Source organism: Rhizobium pantanalense (assembly GCF_030182525.1).
Lineage (GTDB): Bacteria > Pseudomonadota > Alphaproteobacteria > Rhizobiales > Rhizobiaceae > Rhizobium.
On sequence record NZ_JAQJCH010000009.1, the window covers coordinates 188,426 to 209,121 of the forward strand.

Consider the following 20,696-nt stretch of genomic DNA (forward strand, 5'->3'; position numbering starts at 1 on the left):
GCTGAGCGATCGCGGTGTGGGCGCAATGACGTTCCGCTCGGAGAAGGCTCATTCCATGCCATGCAGCAATTCGAAAAGAGCGGGTACAGGCCGCTCCTTTCGGTCGATCTCACTTCTTCCCGCTAAAGGCCTTGATGGCGGCCGCGACTTCGTTCTTCGCCGGCTACATCTACCCGAATGCGCGAACATTGCGGCGGATCGTCTGCGGCGGCTGGCCGAGCACGCGTAGGAAAGCGCGACGCATGCGCTCGCGATCGGCAAAGCCGACTTCGGTGGCGATTTCGTCCATCGAATGGCGGCCGTCTTCGATCATCAGTCGCGCAGCCTCCACTCGCATGTTCTCGATCGCCTTGGCGGGGGATTGGCCGGTTTCGCTACGGAAGACGCGATTGAACTGGCGTGGGCTGAGGCTTGCCGCCTCCGCGAGCTCCTCGACCGATACGATCTTGCGCAGGTTTCGTCCGGCAAAGTCGAGCGCGCGTTGAACACGGTCGGATTTCGGCTCCAGCTCGAGAAGCGTAGAAAATTGCGACTGCCCGCCGGCGCGGCGGTGATAGACGACGAGCTTTCGGGCTACCGTTCGTGCCAGCTCTTCGCCGTGATCCTTCTCGATCATCGCAAGGGCGAGGTCGATGGTGGCGGTCATACCCGCCGATGTCCAGATGGACCCATCGATGATGAAAATCTTGTCTTCATCGACCTTCAGCGCGGGGAAGCGATCCCGCAGCTCTCGCGCAAAGACCCAATGTGTCGTTGCGCGGCGACCATCGAGCAGGCCAGCTTCAGCCAGAGCAAAGGCGCCGGTACACGGAGCCGCGACGCGCCGGGCGGATTTTGCGGCCTGACGGATATAGTCGAGGATCGCGGGAGATGTGGATGAAACTTCCGTCGCCGCACCGATGAAAAGAGAATCGAAAGCAGCGTCGTCAAATGCTTCCGTTTCGACACTGAACCCCGCCGATGAGCGTACATACCCTCCTGCTTCCGATAGCAGCGTTACATGATATAGCTCCCTCCCGCTCGTCAGATTTGCAACCTCGAAGGCGGTCACTGCAGTAAATCCCATGACCTGAAAGCCGGGGAAGACGAGAAATCCGATGGAATGCATGGCAAAGCTCACGGCTGGAAAAGGCGTTTATAGCATTTATCGGTCGCAGACGGCATCAATTTTCGACGATTCCAACCAGTGTTTACCGTTTCGATGTCTGAAAACGTGGTGAATATGACATTTAAGCCATAGACATTCGCGCCTATTGTTATTGCAGCGGAATAGTGACGCCGCAGGACAAGGAGTGGAAACAATGACAAATTCATCGGGCAAGGCATTGGTAACGGGCGCTTCTTCGGGCATTGGCGCCGTCTATGCGCACCGGCTCGCCCATCGGGGCTACGACCTCATTCTGGTGGCGCGCAATGAAGACCGGCTTTCGGTGGTTGCGGATCGGCTGCGTACGGAGACGGGACGCAAGGTCGAAGTGATCGCCGTAGATCTCGGCTCGCCGAACGGGTTGCGTCGTGTGGAGCATGTGCTGAAGACGGATGAAGCGATCACGCTTCTCGTCAATAATGCCGGCTTTGGCGGGGCGGCACCCTTGTTGGAGGCCGATGTCGACAAGATGCAGCAGATGATCGATCTGAATGTCACTGCACTCATGCGGCTGACCTATGCAGCGGTGCCAGGCTTTGTTCAGCGTGGCGGCGGTTCCCTCATCAATATCGCGTCGATCGTCGCAATCGCACCGGAATTGCTGAATGGCGTTTATGGCGGCACCAAAGCCTTCGTCCTTGCCTTCAGCCAGTCCCTGAAGCATGAGCTGGCAGACAAGAACATTCGCGTACAGGCAGTTCTGCCCGGCGCGACCGCAACGGAATTCTGGGCGATCGCCGGCGTCCCCGTCGAACATCTGCCATCGGAGATCGTCATGTCGACCGAGGAGATGGTCGATGCCGCGCTGGTTGGCTTTGATCGGGGCGAACTGGCGACGATCCCGGCTCTCGAAGATGTTGATCTGCAGAAGGCCTATGAAGATGCACGCCAGGCCCTGAAGCCCAATCTTTCAAGGTCTACCGCAGCTCGACGTTATCAAGTGAAGTAAGAATCTATCGAATGAATAGGGTGGCCGGCATTCACATCATGCCGGCCGGTCATTCAAAAGCCATAAAACTGGTGAGGTTCGGAAAGACGGATCGACATGATCCAAGCATCGGCTGCATGGCATATAACTTAATACTACTTATGCGTCAGGATATATCCCAGCCAGTATCGACATCATCCATCAGGACCTGAATGAGAAGGTTCGCCGCGACCAAAGCAGATCTGCGAGGTTCAATGCGATGTATTCCATCCAAGACCGCATTCCCGTTTCCATCGTCATCGCGAATTATAACTACGCGCATTTTCTAAGGCGCAGTATCGATAGCGCCTTGGAGCAGGATTACGACGATGCCGAGGTCATCGTCGTCGATGATGCATCGACCGATGCGACAGCTGATGTCATTGCCTCCTATGGCCCTCGAATAAAGACATGTCTGCGTGAGGTGAACGGTGGACATGCTGCGGCATTCAACACGGGCTTCGCATCCAGCCACGGCGAGATCGTGCTGTTTCTCGATGCGGATGATTATCTCTATCCGAATGCGGTATCAGAGGTTGTCGAAGCCTGGGAAGAGAAGACAGCCCAGGTGCAGTTCAGGCTGCATATCGTTGATGAACAGATGCATGTAAAGGATGTATTTCCACCCGTAGAACTACCCTTCGATTCCGGCGACGTCACGCCGGAATTGCTGCGGAAAGGCCGCTATCAGACGACGGTTACCAGCGGTCTGGCATTCAAGCGTTCAGTGCTGGATAAGGTCATGCCGGTCCCGGAACCGGAGTTTCGCCAGGGCGCCGATGGATATCTTGCCACGGTTGCGCCGCTCCATGGCGAAGTGACGTCAATCGAAGATTGCCTCGGCGCTTATCGCATACATGGCGCCAATCACTCCGTCTTCGCCGAAAGGCTCGGTCAGCGCGCGCGCTGGCGCATAGCCCATGATTTCCGTCGGCTGGAGGCCCTGTCGGATCGGGCAACGGAGATCGGATTGGATATGCCTGATGATGCCGGCCTGCGCGATCCCGTCCATCTGGAGGAGCGTCTGGCATCGCTTTGTATCGACAGGGACAAGCATCCTGTCGCGAATGATTCCAGGCTTGCCCTTGCCGCGGCCGGCGCGGTTGCCAGTCTCAAGATGAACGCATCGCGAAAGCGTCGCCTGATGCTGGCCGGATGGTTTCTTTCGATCGGCGTCCTGCCTCGGGATATGGCAAAGACCATCCTCTCGTGGAAGCTTGTGGCTTCGTCTCGGCCTCCGTTTCTGCTGCGTCTCTCGAAGACCATCCGGCATGCAATGGGATAGCTGGATTCCGGGAGATATGGAGCACTAGCGCCAATGATTGACCGTGATCTATTCGGCCGTGCCTGATTTGCGCGAAGGTCCCATCAAGGCGTCGACCACGGCTTGATGATGGATATTCCCGTCATAGCGGCTGTCGGTTGCAAGCTGCATCAATCCGGCAAAGGCGCTCTTGGCGGAAGGTTTCTTGCCCTCGCCGCGGAGATAGGCAATCAGGCGGCGATAGTTTGCATTCGTCTTGATCTCCAGCGGATTGCCGGCGCCCATCTTCTTCAATGGCCACCACGACCAGCCGATGCCGTTTTTCTCCTGCAGCGCCACGGCGTGGGCATACCAATCATTATTGTTTTCGCCGGATTCACCGTTCCATAGCGGCATGTCATATTGTTCGCGCAGCTTCAGAAAGGGTTCGATCGATTCCTGCGTCGTCGGTGTCCAGTATTTGTGAAAGCTGAGCGCCGTGTTGCGGTCATCGATCGGCAGGACGCCGGCATAATTGTTGCCCCAGCAATTGCCCTCGATAATAAGCATGTGGTGGGTATCGATCGCGCGGATGGCGCGGATGGTGCGCTGATAGATGTCGCGCAGCGGCCGGTTTTCGGTCTCGCGGCAGCCGCCTTTGTCTTTCTTGTCCTGAAAGCCCCAATTCGGTTCGTTGAGGAGGTCATAACCCGCGATCGTCGGTTCGTCCTTGTAGCGACGGGCGATCTCGCTCCAGAGCGCGATCATCATTGCCTGGTTCTCATCGCTGTGCCAGAGCGACGGCTTGTTCGGATTGCGATCGGAAATGGCGATGTCGTGACCCTGACCGCCAGGTGCCGCATGCAGGTCGAGGATCAAGTACATGTCATGGGCTTTCAGCCAGCGGATCAAAAGGTCGATCCGGCGAAAGCCCTCTTCGTTCCAGACAATGTTCTTGGACGTGTTCTTGCCGTGCCTGTCCTTGATGAACAGGTTCCAGTGCATCGGCAGGCGCACGCTGTTGAAACCCCATTTGGCCATCGCGTCGATATCGGCTTTCGTTACCGCATTCTCGCGCCAGGATCGATAGAATTGCTCGGTCCTTTTCTCGCCGATGACTTCGGAAATGCGGCGGCGAATGATGTGCTGCGCCTTGAGATTGGCAAGGCCCATCATGTAGCCTTCCTGCACCATCCAGCCGCCGAGCCCGAGACCGCGCAGGATGAGGGGATTGCCCTTGCCGTCGACGATCTGCCGATGATCGGCACGAACGAATCCCTCCGCATATGCCGGCGGTGCAAATGACCCCAGGCAGATAATGGACAGGCTGGCGAACAGCAGCAGAAAATGCCTCATGAATCCCAACTCGCGTGAAACTTTGGCGCCATGTGGGCAAGGTAGCGCGCAGAGGGCCAAAATCTCGTGACAACATCTACGCCGGGCGCTCCAATGGCGCGCCGAAGATGATCTCCTGATACGCAGCAAGCAGAGCAGGCTCCTCGATGGAGCCGTGATGGTGAAGCTGACGCCAGACACCGCCGATCCGGGTGAACCAGCGCGTCGTGCGGATGCGAAGCTCGATACTCCTGTCGGCCGTGACGCAGCTTCCCCTCTCACGCCCGACGAACAGATGCCAGTCATCGCCGCCCTGGCTGGTAAAATCATGGAATGCGACCCGGACTTTCGCCTTTCCACCAAACAGCTTCGCATAGCCTTCACGGATCGATGGCCATCCACGCCGGATGCCTCCGATCGGATTGTCCATGCTTGGCCTGTCGCCATCGGCCCAGTTGGCGGCGAGTGCGTCCAGGTCTCCGGCATTGAAGGCGCGATAGAAGCCGATGAGCGCATCGAGGGCGCCGCCGTCTCCTACCATGTTTTCGCTGCCGGTAATCTCGGTCAAAAGTTCTGCCATGTCCAATTCTCCTGATGTTATGATTGATGACCGTCGGTGTGCTCTCGCGGACTGCGGATAAATACCGCGACAAAGAGGTCTATCGCCAAAGCGAGAACCATTGCGCCGGCTCCGATCAAGAAGAGCACGCCGTAGTTTCCGCCGGTTCGGACGAAGACGAAGGAAAGCCCGTATGCCGCTGCCGCCTGGAACAGGGCAAAGAATACGGTTGCCAGGCTCCAGGCGATTTTCTGTTGCGCCGGATGATGCGGCAGCAGTTCTGCGATCCTGCCGAGCATCAGGGGAACCGTGCCGGTTACGAAGGCGCCGACGATCAGGCTCGAAGCGATGAGCCAAGCCTGCCCGAGGCCAAAGGTGGGAATGGCGACTGCGGCAGCCTCAAGAAGGAAGGCGAACCGCAGCGCTGCGGCAAAACCGGTGCGATCGGCGAGATGGCCGGCGAGGATGGGGCCGATGGTCGCGCCGAGGCCAAACAGCACCCAATATTCCGCGCCGACCTGCAAGCCCTCGCCCAAGCCGCGGGCAACGAAATCCACGAGGAAGATCATATGCGGAACCCAGCCGGCGGCATTCAGCGCATATTCGATGTAGAGTGCGTGCAGCGTCCACCGTTTCGGGACATGCGTGGCATGATGGCTTGTGGCGGTGTGGCTGGCGATTTCGCGCGGCCATCCGGCCCAGGCGATGATCGTGAGCAGCAGTGATAAGGCGCCGAGGCCGAGCCACGTCTCACGCAAGCCCTGTTGCAGCAGCAGCGGGACCAATGTGCCCGACAGTGCAACGCCGGCGCCGATGCCCACGAAGATTATACCGCTGGCAAGCCCTCGGCGAGACGGTGCGATCAGCGGCAGGACGGTCGGCGCCGCGAGTACCATCAGGGCGCCGCCCGCAAGGCCGGCTGCAAAACGCCACGCAAAGAACCATGGAAAGTTGACAGGAAAGGCGCATGCAAAGAAGGCTGCCGTCGCGGCAAGCATCATGATCCTGAGCGTCAGAACGGTAGAGGCACGGGCGGCGATCGTCCGCCCGAGCAATGCGCCGACCAGATAGCCGGAGAGATTTGCGGCACCGAGATAGGCAGCCGCCGAGGCTTCGAACCAATTGTTATCGACGATGGCGGGCAGGAGTGGCGTATAGGCGAAACGGGCAAGGCCGATACCGATGAGGCAAGCGCAGAATGCCGACAGGATGGCACGCCATGCCATATGGGCATCATGATGGTTCCGGTCGGTTTCGTGCGTGGCGGTTTCGGTCATGGGAACTCTCTCAACTATCTGTGCTTGAGAGAATACGCCGCGCGTTATATCATAAAAAATGAATTATTATGAGAGCAGTTATCTCTATTGGAGATAAGAAGATGGATGTATCGGATCTCAAAGTTTTCGAGGCGGTATCGCGGCACGGCAGCATGAACCGGGCGGCGCAGGAACTGCACACCGTTCAATCGAATGTAACGGCGCGGATCCGGGCACTGGAAGAAGAGTTGGGTGTGAGCCTGTTCCAGCGGCATGCAAGGGGCGTGTCGACCACACCGGCGGGCCAACGCATTCTGCCGTTTGTCAGTCGCATTACCAAGCTTCTGGCCGATGCTTGCACCGCCGCCAAGGATGATGGTGAGCCGGGCGGGACGCTTTCCCTCGGCAGCCTGGAAACGACGACGGCGCTGCGATTGTCGCCTCTTCTAGGCCAATTTGCCAAGACCTATCCACAGGTGCGTCTTGTGGTGACAACAGGCACGACCCGCCGATTGATCGACGATGTCGTTTCTTGCCGGGTCGAGGGCGCCTTCGTGGCGGGTCCCGTCAGCCATCCCGATCTCGATCACAAGGTGATCTTTCAGGAGGAGCTTGTTCTCGTTACAACGCCTGCCATTGGCGGAATGGAAGATCTGGCCGGCATTGCCGATCTGAAGATCATCGTCTTCCAGATCGGATGTTCTTACCGTCAGCGGCTGGAGTCGCTTCTTGCCGATATGGGTATCGTCACTTCGAAGCCGCTGGAATTCGGCTCTCTGGATACGATCGTCAGCTGCGTGTCGGCGGGCGTCGGTATCACTCTTCTGCCGAGAGGCGTCGTCGCTGCCGCCGCCCAAGAGGGCAGGGTTGCGATCCACGAGCTCCCGCCGGAGCGGTCGATGGTGGATACGCTCTTCGTACGCCGATCGGACGCCTATACGACGAGCGCCATGACCGCGCTTCTCGACATGCTCCGTTCGACGCGTACGGCCTAGCTCGAAGCCATGATTTCCTGCCAGGCGCCATAGGCGGAAAGCACTGTTTCCATCTGCGCGGTATGGCCGGCGATGAATGCGTCGCCGTAAATGGTCTCATCCGGATATTCGGTGATCAAGGTGATGGGCACCGTATGGCGGTCGTCGATATTGGCGAGACAGGGGAAGCCATTGACGATGCGGAAGCCTGTTTCGCCAGCATGGGTTTCATAGAGCGCGATCTGGCGGTCGTTATAATCCAGCAGACCGGGGATGGCGCCGAGGTGCCTGGTCACCTTGTCGAGAAGCTGCTCGGCCTGAGCCGCCCAGCCGGAATGATAGCGGGCAATCAGAAAAAAGCCCTTCGGCAGCGTCCACATGGCGAAATTGCGCGGGACATAACCGGAGAGTGGGCGTGTCCACTCATGCGCGGGATAGCCATGCAGGTTGATGTGCAGCCGTGCGCCGCTCAGCTTTTCCGCCTGGAAGCGGATTTTCTTCTCGAGAAGATGAGGGCCGGCAGTCTCTTCGGTCCGATATTCGAGATCGTCGCCGAGCGCGGTATAGCGAGCGGCATGATACATGTGCCGCGGGCTGTCCTTGCGCAGGCGTTGATGCAGCGCGTAACCGTCGGGATTTTCGAGCGGCGAGATAGTGAAATGCGCGCCTTCGAGCTTGGCAAGCCGACGCGCCGCACGCAGGGCTCCCGTACCGCCGGTCGTCTCGTTGGCGTGCTGTCCGCCGCTGATCATCACGGCAGCGTCGCGGCCCTTGATATAGCGGGCTCTGACGGCGCGGCCGGAGCGAGTAAGGGCCTCAAATGTTTCGCCGCCAATCTTGTCAAGCTCGGCCTCCATCTGCTGGACAGCCAGAGGTTCCGTTGCCGTCTCGATCTGCTGTTCGGGTCCATCCCAGTAGCGAGACGTCAGTGGCTGCGTTTCCACTCGGACGGAAATCTCGCCAGAGGACTGCAGGATCTGCGGAACGATCTGCCCCGGCTTCAAGCCGCGGTCACCAAGCGGGCGGCCCGACTTTTTCTGGAAGAATTCGAGCAGCGAAAAATAGAAATCCTCATGCAGCGCCTCGCAAAGGCTCATGACTTCGTCGCCGACCGGCAAGACCTCATCCAACGCCGGCAGGGCAACGCGAATGTTCAGCTCTTCGAAGTAGGGTTCGCTTGTACCCCAGTCGAAGTGCGTGACCGCGGCAACGGTCTCCTCGAAGAGTTGTTCATAATCGGTGGCGAGCCGGTTGCCCGTCGCATTGCCGTCCGGCACGAGCCAGCCGGTTGGGGAAACGCTTGTTTCCCCGGCGGCATCGATATGGACGCGATTGGGCGCCAGCACCTTCAATCGGCGTTCCTGGCCGGCATTGCCTTTCAGCAGAACGTCATAATGAAAGTCGCTGTCGGCTCTTGCGATAAAGGTGATCTTGCGATTTCCCACCATTGCCGCGAGCGGATAGGCTTCCAGGCGAAAGCGGTTTTCCGGTGCGTTGGGATGAACCGGATAGCGGATCTCGATCGCATTCACATCATGCAGGTCGATTTCCTCGATGAAGGCATTGACCAGCGGCTTGTAGGCGCCGCGGATGCGCGCCTTTATGCCTTTTTCCGCGAGCTTACGTTCAGCCTGCTGGCGGCTTTCTCTATCATCGAAAGTCCAGGCTTCGAAGTTCTGGTCGGGCTTGGCGCCGGCAACAAGGCGCGACAGCGTGCGCTCAAAACGTCTCTCGAAAATCACGGTCATGATGTCTTACCTTGTCGTTCTGCCGGTCGGGTCGAGGCTGTCGCGCAGCCAGTCGCCAAGAAGATTGAGGCCAAGTACGGTCAAAAGGATTGCAACGCCCGGAAAGAGGCTGACCCACCACGCTGTCTGCAGATAGGTGCGCCCGTCGGCCAGCATGCCGCCCCAGCTCGGAATGGTGGGATCGACACCCATGCCAAGGAAGGTGAGGCTGCTTTCCAGGAGAATGTTGGTGGCGATGTTCAGCGTCATCAGCACGATTACCGGGCCGATGAGGTTCGGCAGCAGATGCTGGAAGATGATGCGCCAGTCTTTGACGCCGATCGCGCGCGCCGACAGGATGAACTCGCGCTCGCGCAGGCTCAGCACCGAACCGCGCACGAGGCGTGCATATTGCACCCATTGCGAGACGATCAAGAGGATGATCGTATTGGTGAGACTGCCGCCGACGATGGCGATGAAGGTGATCGCCAGAAGAATGAAGGGCATGGCGAGCTGGACGTCGGCAAAGCGCATCAGCAGCATGTCCCAGATGCCGCGGTAGTAGCCAGCGGCAAGCCCCACCAGTACGCCGAGAACCACGCCGCCGATCACGGAGGTGAGGCCGACGGTCAGGGATATCTTGCCGCCTGCGACGACGCGGGCCAGTACATCGCGCCCGAGCGGATCGGTTCCGAAAGGATGGGCGAGGCTGGCGAAGGGCCTTGCAAGCCTTGCCATCAGATCGATCTTTTCCGCGCCGCCTGGAAAAAGAATGTCGGAGAGCAGCACAGCAAGGCAAATGACAGCGGTGAGCAATGCGCCGAAGATAAATTCGAAATTGAGGAAGCGCGAGCGGCGTGAGATCGTGGCGGCCATCAGCGTTACTCCGTGCGGATACGGGGATCGACAAGGCCGTAGGCGATGTCGACGAGAAGGTTGACGCCGACGATGAACAGCGCCAGCACGGTGATCACGCCCTGCAAAACCGGGTAGTCGCGGGCGCCCACGGCATCGAATGCCAGCGTGCCGAGGCCGGGCCAGTTGAAGACGCGCTCGATGACGACGATGCCGCCGAGCAGCCCGCCGAACTGGATGCCGAAATAGGTTATGAGTGGTATCGCGCAATTGCGCAGCGCATGCTTGTAGAGCACCTTGCTTTCGCTGAGCCCCTTGGCGCGCGCGACCATAATGTATTGCGACTGCAGCGTTTCCAGCATGGCGGTGCGCACCAGGCGCACATTCGTCGCCGTCAGGATGACGCCCATCGTCACCGCCGGCATGACGTAGCTCGAAATTCCGACCATGCCGCTCGGCGGCAGCCAGCCGAGCGTGATGGAAAACAGGAGCACCATCATCAGCGCCAGCCAGAAATTCGGAAACGAGAGGCCTAGCAGTGAGAGAACGCGGATGATCTGATCCGCCGCTTTGCCGCGTGCCGTCGCCGCCTTGATGCCGAGCGGGATGGAGATCGCGATCGACACAACCATGGAGATGAAGGCGAGCAGCAGCGTGGCGGGCAAGGCATTGGCGATCAGCTGCGAGACCGGCGTGCCGCCGGTGAAGCTGCGACCGAAATTAAGCGTCAGCAGTCCTTTCAGGAAGCTAAAATACTGCACGAGAAAAGGTTGATCCGTGCCAAGGGCTGTGCGGATGCGGGCCAGGTCGTCTTCAGTCATGCTGCCGCCGCCCTGAAACATCATCACGGCAGGGTCGCCGGTGAGGCGGATGGCGAATGAGACGAGAAGAGTGATGGCGATCACGACGAAAATCGCCTGCAGCAATCGCTTGATGAGAAAACCGGCCACGTTCTTACCCCGAGAGCTTTCTAGTGACGCCGCCGACCGAGCCGGCGGCGTCTTGCTTGATGACTAGTCGACGGTGACTTCGTTCAGCTTGATGCGGGTATCGGGAGCGGGCACGAAGCCCTTGACCCGCTTGCTGACGCCGTAGATCGCGTTGCTGTTGTAGAGCGGCAGTTCGAGCGCCTTGTCGGCGACGTATTTGCCGATGTCCTTCAGCACCTTTTCGCGCTCGGCGCGATCGGTGAGTGGGCGCTGCGATTCCAATAGCTTGTCCAGAGCGGCATCCTTTTCATAAGGGTTCCACTTTTCGCCGGAGTGATACATCGAATAGGCGGTGTTGTCGTAGTCGAAGGTCCAGCCGCCCCATTTCTGCTGGAACATCGCGCCGGTCTTGCCCTGCGGAATGATGTCGTTCAGCAGAACGTTGGTTTCGTACGGCTTGATGGTTGCCGTCAGGCCGACCATCTGCAGATAGCTTGCCACGACCTGCGCCACCTCGTTCATGGTCGCGTCGTTGCCCCGAATGTCTATCTGCAATGCTGCGCCTGGCTTCACGCCGGCTTCGGCGAGCAGCTTCTTGGCGCCTGCCGGATCATAGGGAAGCGGCTTCAGATCGGCATCGTAGCCGAAGGAAAGCGAATTCTGGAAGCTGACGATCTCGGTGCCCTGGCCCGCGAGGATCGACTTGACGATCGTGTCGCGGTCGACAGCCATGATGATCGCCTTGCGCACGCGCGGATCGGCGGTAATGCCGTCGCGGGTGTTGAAGCGCAGTGCATCGACCGTCGGGCCGGGAACGCTGGCGATTTCCAGTTTGGAATCGCCCTGGATGACCGGCAGCATGCCGATCGGAATGGTCGGCGGGATGACGATATCGACGCGGCCGGCCTGAAGCTCGGCAACGGCGGTCGCCGGCTCGCTGATGAAGCGATATTCCAGTTCGGAGAGTTTCGGTGCGCCGCCCCAGTAATCCGGATTGGCTTCAAGCTTGATGTTCACCTTCGGCGTATAGGAAACGAACTTGAAGGCGCCGGTGCCGACCGGGTTGAGGTTGAAGTAATCCTCGCCCTTTTCCTTGATGTATTTCGGCGGAACGATCATCGCGCCATAGCCGGCAAGCTTCGTCAGCAGCACAGGGTCAGGCGTCTTCAGCTTCATGTCTACCGTGTAGTCGTCGATGATATCGATGCTTTCGATCGCGGTGTAGTTCGAGCGCTGCGGTCCCTTGGCGCCTTGTTCTCCGAGCAGGCGATCGAAGGTGAATTTCACCGCTTCGGCATTGAAGGGCTCGCCGTCATGGAACTTCACGTTATGACGCAGTTTGAAGCGGATGCGCTTGCCCTGGTCCAGTTCTTCCCAGGATTCGGCGAGGCCCGGTACCAGCTTGAGATCGGGGCCACGATAGGTGAGGCCATCGAAGATGTTGGTCGAAACGGCAGCCCATGCCACCAGGAAGGTGTCGATCGGGTCCCAGCTGCCCGGATCCTGTGACGACGAAACCGTCAGCTTGCCGGCCGCAAAGGCCGGAGCGGCGCTGATTGCGACGCCCGACATGACGAGTGCGGTCAGAGCGGTCTTCAATCCCCATTTCATTCTTTTCATTGAACCTGTTTCCTCTTCAGATCGATGCGATGGTTGGTGGTCGTTCAGGCGCTCTTGGCGATGAAGTGGCCTGCGGTGATTTCCTCGTGAGCCAGGATCGGCGGCTCATCGCCGACACGGCGGACGGGATTGGGGATCTCGCCTTCCAGCAAGGTGGTTCTGCGCTCCTGCGTCGGATCGGCGATCGGCACGGCCGAGAGCAGGCGCTGCGTATAGGCGTGCATCGGTGTTTCGAAGACCTGGCGGCGGCTGCCAATCTCCATGATCTGGCCGAGATAGAGCACGGCAACGCGGTGGCTGATCTTCTCGACGACGGCCATGTCATGGCTGATGAACAGGTAGGCGAGCCCGCGTTCGGCCTGGAGATCCATCAGGAGATTGATGATCTGGGCCTGGATCGACACGTCGAGAGCGGAAAGCGCCTCGTCGGCAATGATGAGTTTGGGATCGGAAGCAAGGGCACGGGCAATGCAGACGCGCTGGCGCTGGCCGCCGGAAAACTCATGCGGATAGCGATCGGCATGGGCAGATGTCAGCCCGACGCGCTCCAGAAGTTCGTCCACCCTCCGGCGAACCTCTTTCGATCCGGAGATGATGCCGTGGGTGTTGATCGGCTCCGCAATCGAGAATCCCACAGTCTTGCGCGGATCGAGCGAGGCGAAGGGGTCCTGGAAAATATACTGTACGTCGCGCCGCAGACGAAAGCGTTCGAACTGCGACATGGCGGCGAAGCTCTTGCCGTTGAAGGTGATTTCGCCGGAGCGCGCCTTTTGCAGTTGCTGGATGGTGCGTCCGATCGTCGACTTGCCGGAGCCGGATTCGCCCACGAGGGCCAGGGTTTCCCCGGGATGAATATCGAAAGCGACCTTCTGGACGGCACTGCAGCGGTGCGTGACCTTGCCAAATATATTCTTCTTGATATCGAAGCGCACGAAGAGATCGCGCACGGACAAGAGCGGCTGCTGGTCGTAGCGGGCAGTATTCTGGACCCGTTCCTCACCGACGATTTTCGGCTCGCCGCCGTCGAGCACGGTCAGCGGCATGCGTTTTGGAAAATCCTGACCGGTCATGCTGCCAAGCTTCGGCACTGCGGCGAGAAGTGCCTTCGTATAGGGGTGTTTGGGATTGGCGAATATCTCGCGAACCGGGCCTTCCTCGACCTTCTTGCCCTTCCACATGACCACGACGTCATCTGCCATTTCGGCCACCACACCCATGTCATGGGTAATGAAGATCATGCCCATGCCGAGATCCTTTTGCAGGTCCCGCATGATGTTGAGGATCTGTGCCTGGATCGTCACATCGAGCGCAGTCGTCGGCTCGTCGGCGATCAGCAGTTTCGGGCGGCAGGCCAGCGCCATGGCGATCATGACGCGCTGGCGCATGCCGCCGGAAAGCTGGTGCGGATAGCGGTTCAAGAGGGCCGCCGCATCCGGCAGGCGCACCATTTCCAGCAGGCGCCGTGCCTCGGCCATGGCGGCGGACTTGCCGATCTTCTCATGAAGAAGAAGGACTTCGCAGATCTGGTCGCCGATGGTGAAAACGGGATTAAGGGAGGTCATCGGCTCCTGGAAGATCATGGCGATCTCCTTGCCGCGAACGGAGCGCATATCGTTCTGCGAGAGCTTCAGCAGGTCCTTGCCATTGAAGAGGATGCTACCGGTCTCGAAGCGCGCGCCCATCATATCGGCAAGACGCATGACCGAAAGCGAGGTCACGGATTTGCCGGAGCCGGATTCGCCAACAACTGCGAGCGTTCGCCCCGGCTCGACCGAAAAGGAAAGTCCTTCGACGACGCGATTTTCGCCGAACCGCACAGTCAGATCCGCTACAGACAGAAGCGGTTTGTTAACGCCTGTAGCAGTCGTCATGCGCTTACCTCGGTATTGGGCAGGTCGTTCATGGCATCGGAGACGATTGTCGTGTCATACTTTGCGTCGACAATGCAGGTGCGCTCGCCGAGATAGCCGCCACGGCCCATGCGGACACCCGTTGCGGCCCGGCAAGGGCTAGCGATGTTTTTCTACAAAACAGGCGTCTCATGAACATCTTTATCCGCGTTCCCATTATATTTGTTAGGGCATGAGATAGCATCAAACAACAATCTGGTCTATATTGTTCAACAATTTTCGTGTTGCCAATCAAAAATGGGGACAAACCTGCATAAAATCGTCCTATCGTCTAATTGACCGCACCGTTAGGGCGGTGCGACTGCCGCAGGCAAGCAAGAACATCGCTCGCTTCCAGCAAATGCCTGATATGGGCAGATATCGCAGACGATTGAGTGCAGGCACCGGGAGGGCAAATGAAGCAGACAAATCTTGCGAGCATCGAGCCCACATCAGTCGCTGAGGCGGGGCAGACGCTGGCGGAACTGACGGCTGCTCGCATCCGCGAGCGCGTGATCAGCGGTATGCTATCGCCAGGTTGCCACCTGTCCGAAGCGGCTCTTTGCGAGGAGCTGCAGGTCTCTCGCAACACGCTGCGCGAAGTTTTCCGGCTGCTGACGAAAGAGGGCGTGCTGCGTCACGAAGCCAATCGCGGCGTCTTCGTGTCCACACCGAGCATCTCGACGATCATGGATATCTTCCATATTCGCCGCCTGATCGAGTGTTCGGCGCTTGCCAATGCGCATCACCGCCATCCGAGCGTCGACAAGATGCGGGCTGCCATCGAGGCTGCCGTGCAGCATCGCTACCGTGGCGAATGGCTGGAGGTCGGTAGCGCCGATATCGCCTTTCATGCCGCGATCGTCGAACTCGCCGACAGTCCCAGGCTTTCGGCCTTCTATGCGCAGATCTCGCTTGAGCTGCGTCTCGTCTTCGGACTGATCCGCGATCCCGAATATCTGCACGCACCCTATGTCGGCCAGAACGCGACTATTCTTGCGCATCTGGAGGAGGGGGCGCCGGCAAGTGCTGCCGACGCGCTGGAGAAATATCTGTTCCAGGCCGAACGCTTCATTCTGGCAGCCTATTCGAGAGCAATGCCGGGCTGAGTCCGGTTACCGCCATTGATATGATGAATGATGTGGACAATCCCTGCTGGATGGGTTCAAGCTCGATGTATCCGTTTGCGTCCCGATCCGCTTTGATCGAAGGATATGCAGCACCCCGGACGTAGGCGTGAGGTCCATCGGACAGTAGAATTCGCTTTTGCTGCAATCGATCAGGGCGTCCCGCCGATCAACCGGAAAACTCGTTTCGACAACCGGTTAAGACGGATGATGGGGCTATGGACGCGCAATCCCCGACTACCTCCAGCAGGGCCACCGCCATTCAGCAGGTATGGGCTTCGCCGCTGTATCGCGGCGCGACGCTTGCGCTGTTTCTCTCCGGGCTTGCGACATCCGCCTCGCTGCCGCAGATCGTTCTTTTCCTCGTCAAGGAACTTGGGGCGTCCTTGCCAGTGGCGGGGCTCTATTATCTGAGCGGCCTCACCGCACCAATTGCCGGCTATCTCGTTGGCAGCTATTCCGACAGAACTGGAAGGCGTCTTGGTCTTTTCCGGCTTTGTGCCGTTGCCGGCGCCGTTGGTTGGGCGGGGATCGCCCTTTCGACGAAACCATGGATGCCGTTCGTGATCGGCACCGTCCTTCTGGGTTTTTCCGGATCTGCCACCTCGCAGCTCTTCACCGCCATCCATGACGATCTCAAAGTTAGGGGTGCCAGCGCGAATGACAGCGTCGTGGCCATCATCCGCATGGCTTTGACCGCGGGCTGGGTCATCGGGCCGTTTCTGGGCGCCTGGTTTGCTGTCGAAATCGGGCTTCGCGCCATGCTGTGGGGAACGGCGATCTGTTTCTTCGCGCAGATCATTCCGCTCGGAGCGCAACAAGCGCTTGTTGGTCCCGGGCAGCGAGCCGACAAGAAGACCGATGCCGTTGGTCGCGTCGGCTGGTCCGATGTGCTGCCGCTGCTGGCCTTCACCGGTCTCTACGTTCTCGTCTATGCCGGCGAGCCGATTAAATACGGATTCCTGCTGCCCTATATGCAGGACCAGCTCAAGCTTGATCCCTCCATTCAGGGCTCGGTGATCGGAACGCAGCCATTCATCGAACTCATCCTCATGCCCTTCAGCGTCGTGCTGGCGCGACGGATCGGCATCTTATGGATGATGTGTGTCGCCGCGATCTGCGGCGTCATGGCCAACCTCTGTTTTGCGGCCTGGCCGACGGCCATGGGCATGTTTGCCGGCCAGATCCTGATGGGCGGAGTCTGGGGCCTCTACATGGTCCTCGGACTGATCGTTGCTCAAAGATTGCTCCCGAATGCAGTCGCGACGGCTTCGGCGATCTTCATGAGCTCCTCGGCGCTCGCCAGCGCTCTTGGCGGCGGTGTAGGAGGTGTCGGCGTTGCCTATCTCGGGCTTCCGAATGTTTTCTATCTTCCGGCCGCATTCTCTCTGGTCGCGGCGATCGGCCTGGCGGCCATGGCCCGTTCGGGCGCCATCAGATAGGGATTTCATGCCATAGGACAGGCATTATTTCATTCCGACAAGCTCCAGAGAGCGTCAAATCTGCTGCAAGCCCTTCACCCTGATTTCGAGTGATTTGCCAGATCCCGGATCCGGCAATGGCCCGGCATCTTCGCCTTCGGTTTCACAGATGCCGCCACATCGCCGTAACTGGCCGGGCGTTCACTTGCTGAAAATATGATTGACTGCAAATCATCGATTAACTAAATGATCAGGTCATCCGATGACTTGATGAAATCCAATGATGCGCGCTCTGACCAAAACGACGCTTGCGGATACGGCCGTGGAGGCAATTCGCAGCGAGATCACCGGCCGTCGCTGGCTCGTTGGCGAAAAGCTGCCCAACGAGGCCTCTCTCTCGTCCATGTTGTCCATCAGCCGCGGCACGGTTCGTGAGGCGGTGAGGGTCCTGGTATCCCAGGGTTATCTCGAGACACGGCAAGGGTCCGGGACCTATGTTCGGTCGAACACAGATGTCGGTCGGCCGCTGGACATGGTACGCCGCGCAGGGTTGAGGGATCAGTTCGAGGCCCGGCTTGCGCTCGAGGTCGAGGCCGCAAGGCTCGCAGCGCTGCGTCACTCACCTGAAGCCGTTTCGCAATTGCGCGCCTTGCTGGTTGCTCGCGGCAACTATGCCGGCGGCGACAAGGCGGCGTTCATCGAGCGCGACCTTGCCTTCCACAAGGCCGTCGTCACGGCTTCGCAGAACAGGGCCATGATCGAAATCTACGAGTTCTTCTCCCTCTCGATCGCCGAGACAATCGAGGCGACGCTGGGTGAAGACATTCCCGAGCCGGATATGCAGGCGCATATCGCCATCGTCGATGCCATCGAAACCGGCAATCCCGAAGCGGCCGATAAAGCTGTGCGCCGCTTCATGGCCCCCATCGTCGCTACTCTTGATCGGTTGCTTATGTCATGACCATGTCCCCGCAAAATCTCGCCTCCGTCGAATTGATCGATGCCGAGGCCGATGAAGTTCCTGCACCGCTCCCGCATGGAGGCAAGTCGCCGATCGGCAGGTTTCTGCTGGGTGCGAGCCTTGTGCTCATCGCCTTCAATCTGCGGCCGGTTTTCTCGAGCGCATCGGCGCTCTTGCCGGAGATACGGACCGGACTTGGCCTCTCCGCCTTCGGCACCAGTATTCTTACGACCTTGCCCGTCATTTGCATGGGACTGTTTTCACCGCTTGCGCCAAGGCTGGCTCAGCGCGTGGGGACCGAGCGGGTCCTGCTCGGTGTCATTCTCCTGCTCGCGCTGGGCACGGCGCTGCGAGGCCTTTCTTCGATTTCACTGCTGTTCTTGGGCACCGCATTGGCCGGCGCCTGCATTGCTATCGGCAATGTCCTGTTGCCGGGCGTGGTCAAGCGCGATTTTCCCGATAAGGCAGCGCTCATGACCGGTTGCTATACGATGGCGCTATGCGCGGGAGCTGCGAGCGCGGCCGGCTTCACGCTTCCCGTCGAGCACGCTCTCGGCGGTTCGCTTGGCGGCGCGCTGGCCGTCTGGGCCTTGCCTGCCTTTGCCGTCGGACTTCTCTGGCTGCCGCAGGTAATCGGTGCGCGCAGCCAAGCGCGGCGCGTCGGTTTTCGCGTTACCGGTTTGTGGAGCGACCGCACCGCCTGGCAGGTAACGCTTTTCATGGGACTGCAATCGGCGCTCGCCTATTGCGTCTTTGGTTGGCTGGTACCCATTCTGCGTGAACGTGGTCTCGACGGCGTGACGGCTGGCGTCATCGTATCTGCCTCGGTCATGGTGCAGGCGGCCGCCTGCTTGGTGGCACCTCATATCGCCGTCAAGGGTAAGGATCAGCGCGCGATCAATGTCATCCTCTGCATAATTGCCGTCGTTGCCTTGCTGGGTCTGCTGTTTGCTCCGCTCTGGACTGTCTGGTTCTGGGCTGTGCTCCAGGGCATCGGTCAGGGCGGATTGATTGCGGTGGCGCTGACCGTCATCGTATTGCGTTCGCCCGATGCGCATGTTGCCGCGCATCTCTCCGGCATGGCGCAATTCGTGGGTTACCTGCTTGCCGCGATCGGCCCGCTCGTCGTCGGCATGATCCACGGTTGGACTGGAAGCTTTGCCTGGAGCTCCATCCTATTCTTGCTGCTTGGTCTCGGTGCCGCGATCAACGGTTGGTTCGCCGGTCGTGCGATCACGGTCAATGCCAGGACGATCGAAATGTCCTAACGGCCGCGAGCCGGTTGCACCAAGTCGGTCGCATCCGGGCCGGCGAGCGAAATCATGAGGTGCCGGCCCACCGTCAAGGGGCGGTCTTGAATTCATGCCCTAAGCCCGTGATCAATTTCGTTCATTCAAAAAACAACCGCCCGGTCAAAGAAGGGGCGGCATGATCATGGTGCGTCGCGAAACGATCCGGATTAGCCGGCCTTCCGTTGGCGTCGTGGGGGTTCGGCCGCCGGGGGAATGTCGGTCAGATTTTTCGTATGGCCCAGGAGAGCCTGCTTTGCCAACGTCGATCGTGTGGCCGCATAGGACGCCGAGACCATCGGATAATCCGCGGGCAAGCCCCATTTCCTTCGATATTCTTCGGGCGTCAGACCGTATTTGCTGTTCAGGTGCCGCTTGAGCGACTTGTATTTTCCGCCGTCTTCTAGGCAGATCAGATAGTCGTCTGTTATGGATTTCTTGATCGGCACGGCCGGCTTCAACAGCTTTTCCACCGTCGTCGTTGATGAGGCGGCCTGCTGAGAGCCTGTCAGTGCAGAATAAGTCTCCGTGATGAGCCTGACTAAGTCTTCCGGCGTTGTCGCATTGCGAAGTACGTAGGCAGACACAATCTTGCTCGTGAGCTCAATATACCTTTCGTGGCTGGTAGTATTTTCCTTTTTCATTTTCGGCCTCACGCAATGTTTTTTATTTATGTATCCAATGTTGTTTTTGCTTTCAATGAAAATTGATGTGACTTTGGATATTCTTTGTCCTTGGTTTATTTTCGTAGTAAACATTACGCGCTGGAAGTTTAAAACTGTTATTTTCTCATTTTACCACAATATTCGAATTGCGCCTGTGGGAGATGCATGCCGCCGACGTTCGAACATTCATTTGACAAGGACGGCGCGGGACTTGCCGGCTTTCGCTTCGCCTGGGTTGGTGTCAGTCACATCGCGGATGTGCCCTGTCGCCGGTGGAATGGCAGGACATGATGCTCGGTCAGCGGCGCCATGGTGATATTTCCCGGATCTTGTGGTGATACCCAGCGGATTTCCTCGATCTCTGCCGCTGCCGTGATTGCAATATTACCTACTTGTAGGCGGAATATATCCGCAACGACGGTATGGTCCGGTTCGTTGGCCGCTGCTGCCTGGAAACCGCCGAGGAAAGTCAGATCCTTAGTCTCCGCCGTAAGGCCTAGCTCTTCGAAGAGTTCCCTGATGAGCGCCATCTCTGGCGTCTCCCGCGGTTCCAGCTTGCCGCCGGGCTGCATGAAGGCAGTCGTGCCGCGCTTGCGTACGAGCAATGTCTTCCCATCCGGGCGCAACACCAGAGCTGCCGCAATGCGTATCGTTTTCGTCATGCCATGATCTGATCGGATTCGCGGGCGAGTTTCAACACCGATAATGTCTGCGCATAATTCCACGCGATAA

At 59.0% G+C, this 20,696-nt stretch carries 18 protein-coding genes; 7 read left to right on the forward strand and 11 right to left on the reverse strand.

Annotation, left to right across the window (positions count from 1 at the left end; translation table 11 throughout):
* Positions 1 to 169: 169 nt before the first annotated feature.
* On the reverse strand, positions 170 to 1,108 hold the full coding sequence (locus PH558_RS23275; protein WP_095437387.1) for a GlxA family transcriptional regulator: 939 nt from the start codon (positions 1,106 to 1,108) through the stop codon (positions 170 to 172).
* Positions 1,109 to 1,301: 193 nt separating this feature from the next.
* Between PH558_RS23275 and PH558_RS23280 the strand changes: the two genes are divergently transcribed.
* On the forward strand, positions 1,302 to 2,096 hold the full coding sequence (locus PH558_RS23280; protein WP_285206791.1) for an SDR family NAD(P)-dependent oxidoreductase: 795 nt from the start codon (positions 1,302 to 1,304) through the stop codon (positions 2,094 to 2,096).
* A gap of 238 nt (positions 2,097 to 2,334) precedes the next feature.
* The gene (locus tag PH558_RS23285; protein WP_285206793.1) at positions 2,335 to 3,399 is read left to right on the forward strand and encodes a glycosyltransferase family 2 protein; all 1,065 of its coding nucleotides are present in this window, start codon (positions 2,335 to 2,337) and stop codon (positions 3,397 to 3,399) included.
* Positions 3,400 to 3,447: 48 nt separating this feature from the next.
* On the opposite strand, the gene PH558_RS23290 is transcribed toward PH558_RS23285, so the two are convergent.
* From PH558_RS23290 to PH558_RS23300, 3 genes are all read right to left on the reverse strand, one after another.
* The gene (locus PH558_RS23290) at positions 3,448 to 4,713 is read right to left on the reverse strand and encodes a glycoside hydrolase family 5 protein (protein WP_113407170.1); all 1,266 of its coding nucleotides are present in this window, start codon (positions 4,711 to 4,713) and stop codon (positions 3,448 to 3,450) included.
* 76 nt (positions 4,714 to 4,789) lie between these two features.
* Positions 4,790 to 5,272: a YybH family protein gene (locus tag PH558_RS23295; protein WP_285206796.1), complete on the reverse strand. Its 483-nt coding sequence runs from the start codon at positions 5,270 to 5,272 to the stop codon at positions 4,790 to 4,792.
* A 17-nt stretch (positions 5,273 to 5,289) separates the two neighbouring features.
* Entirely contained in the window at positions 5,290 to 6,528 is a 1,239-nt protein-coding gene (locus PH558_RS23300; protein ID WP_285206798.1) for a YbfB/YjiJ family MFS transporter, read from the reverse strand.
* Between the two features lie 101 nt (positions 6,529 to 6,629).
* On the opposite strand from PH558_RS23300, the gene PH558_RS23305 reads away from it, so the two are divergent.
* Positions 6,630 to 7,502, forward strand: a complete 873-nt coding sequence (locus tag PH558_RS23305) for a LysR family transcriptional regulator (protein WP_285206800.1) — start codon at positions 6,630 to 6,632, stop codon at positions 7,500 to 7,502.
* On the opposite strand, the gene PH558_RS23310 is transcribed toward PH558_RS23305, so the two are convergent.
* From PH558_RS23310 to PH558_RS23330, 5 genes are all read right to left on the reverse strand, one after another.
* The gene (locus tag PH558_RS23310; RefSeq protein WP_285206801.1) at positions 7,499 to 9,229 is read right to left on the reverse strand and encodes a M14 family metallopeptidase; all 1,731 of its coding nucleotides are present in this window, start codon (positions 9,227 to 9,229) and stop codon (positions 7,499 to 7,501) included. The two genes, PH558_RS23305 and PH558_RS23310, sit on opposite strands and share 4 nt — an antisense overlap.
* A 6-nt stretch (positions 9,230 to 9,235) precedes the next feature.
* The gene (locus PH558_RS23315; protein WP_285206802.1) at positions 9,236 to 10,084 is read right to left on the reverse strand and encodes an ABC transporter permease; all 849 of its coding nucleotides are present in this window, start codon (positions 10,082 to 10,084) and stop codon (positions 9,236 to 9,238) included.
* 5 nt (positions 10,085 to 10,089) lie between these two features.
* Positions 10,090 to 11,013, reverse strand: coding sequence for an ABC transporter permease (locus PH558_RS23320; RefSeq protein WP_285206804.1), 924 nt, complete (start codon positions 11,011 to 11,013; stop codon positions 10,090 to 10,092).
* A 63-nt stretch (positions 11,014 to 11,076) separates the two neighbouring features.
* Entirely contained in the window at positions 11,077 to 12,612 is a 1,536-nt protein-coding gene (locus PH558_RS23325) for an ABC transporter substrate-binding protein (protein WP_285206806.1), read from the reverse strand.
* A 44-nt stretch (positions 12,613 to 12,656) separates the two neighbouring features.
* Positions 12,657 to 14,483 carry an ABC transporter ATP-binding protein gene (locus PH558_RS23330; protein ID WP_285206812.1) on the reverse strand — a complete coding sequence of 609 codons (1,827 nt, stop codon included), beginning with the start codon at positions 14,481 to 14,483 and terminating at the stop codon, positions 12,657 to 12,659.
* A gap of 434 nt (positions 14,484 to 14,917) precedes the next feature.
* Between PH558_RS23330 and PH558_RS23335 the strand changes: the two genes are divergently transcribed.
* The 4 genes from PH558_RS23335 to PH558_RS23350 all read left to right on the forward strand — a co-directional run bounded on the left by PH558_RS23335 (position 14,918) and on the right by PH558_RS23350 (position 19,278).
* Entirely contained in the window at positions 14,918 to 15,610 is a 693-nt protein-coding gene (locus PH558_RS23335) for a GntR family transcriptional regulator (RefSeq protein WP_285206814.1), read from the forward strand.
* A 236-nt stretch (positions 15,611 to 15,846) separates the two neighbouring features.
* Complete coding sequence (locus PH558_RS23340) at positions 15,847 to 17,070, forward strand: MFS transporter (protein ID WP_285206816.1); 1,224 nt, start codon at positions 15,847 to 15,849, stop codon at positions 17,068 to 17,070.
* Between the two features lie 262 nt (positions 17,071 to 17,332).
* Positions 17,333 to 18,010 (forward strand): FadR/GntR family transcriptional regulator, encoded by a 678-nt coding sequence (locus tag PH558_RS23345; protein WP_095437701.1) that lies wholly within the window; start codon positions 17,333 to 17,335, stop codon positions 18,008 to 18,010.
* Positions 18,007 to 19,278 (forward strand): CynX/NimT family MFS transporter, encoded by a 1,272-nt coding sequence (locus PH558_RS23350; RefSeq protein ID WP_285206819.1) that lies wholly within the window; start codon positions 18,007 to 18,009, stop codon positions 19,276 to 19,278. Before PH558_RS23345 ends, PH558_RS23350 begins: the two co-directional genes overlap by 4 nt.
* Before the next feature lie 191 nt (positions 19,279 to 19,469).
* On the opposite strand, the gene PH558_RS23355 is transcribed toward PH558_RS23350, so the two are convergent.
* The gene (locus PH558_RS23355) at positions 19,470 to 19,943 is read right to left on the reverse strand and encodes a Ros/MucR family transcriptional regulator (protein ID WP_285206822.1); all 474 of its coding nucleotides are present in this window, start codon (positions 19,941 to 19,943) and stop codon (positions 19,470 to 19,472) included.
* 266 nt (positions 19,944 to 20,209) lie between these two features.
* Positions 20,210 to 20,626 (reverse strand): NUDIX hydrolase, encoded by a 417-nt coding sequence (locus PH558_RS23360; protein ID WP_285206827.1) that lies wholly within the window; start codon positions 20,624 to 20,626, stop codon positions 20,210 to 20,212.
* Between the last annotated feature and the right edge of the window lie 70 nt (positions 20,627 to 20,696).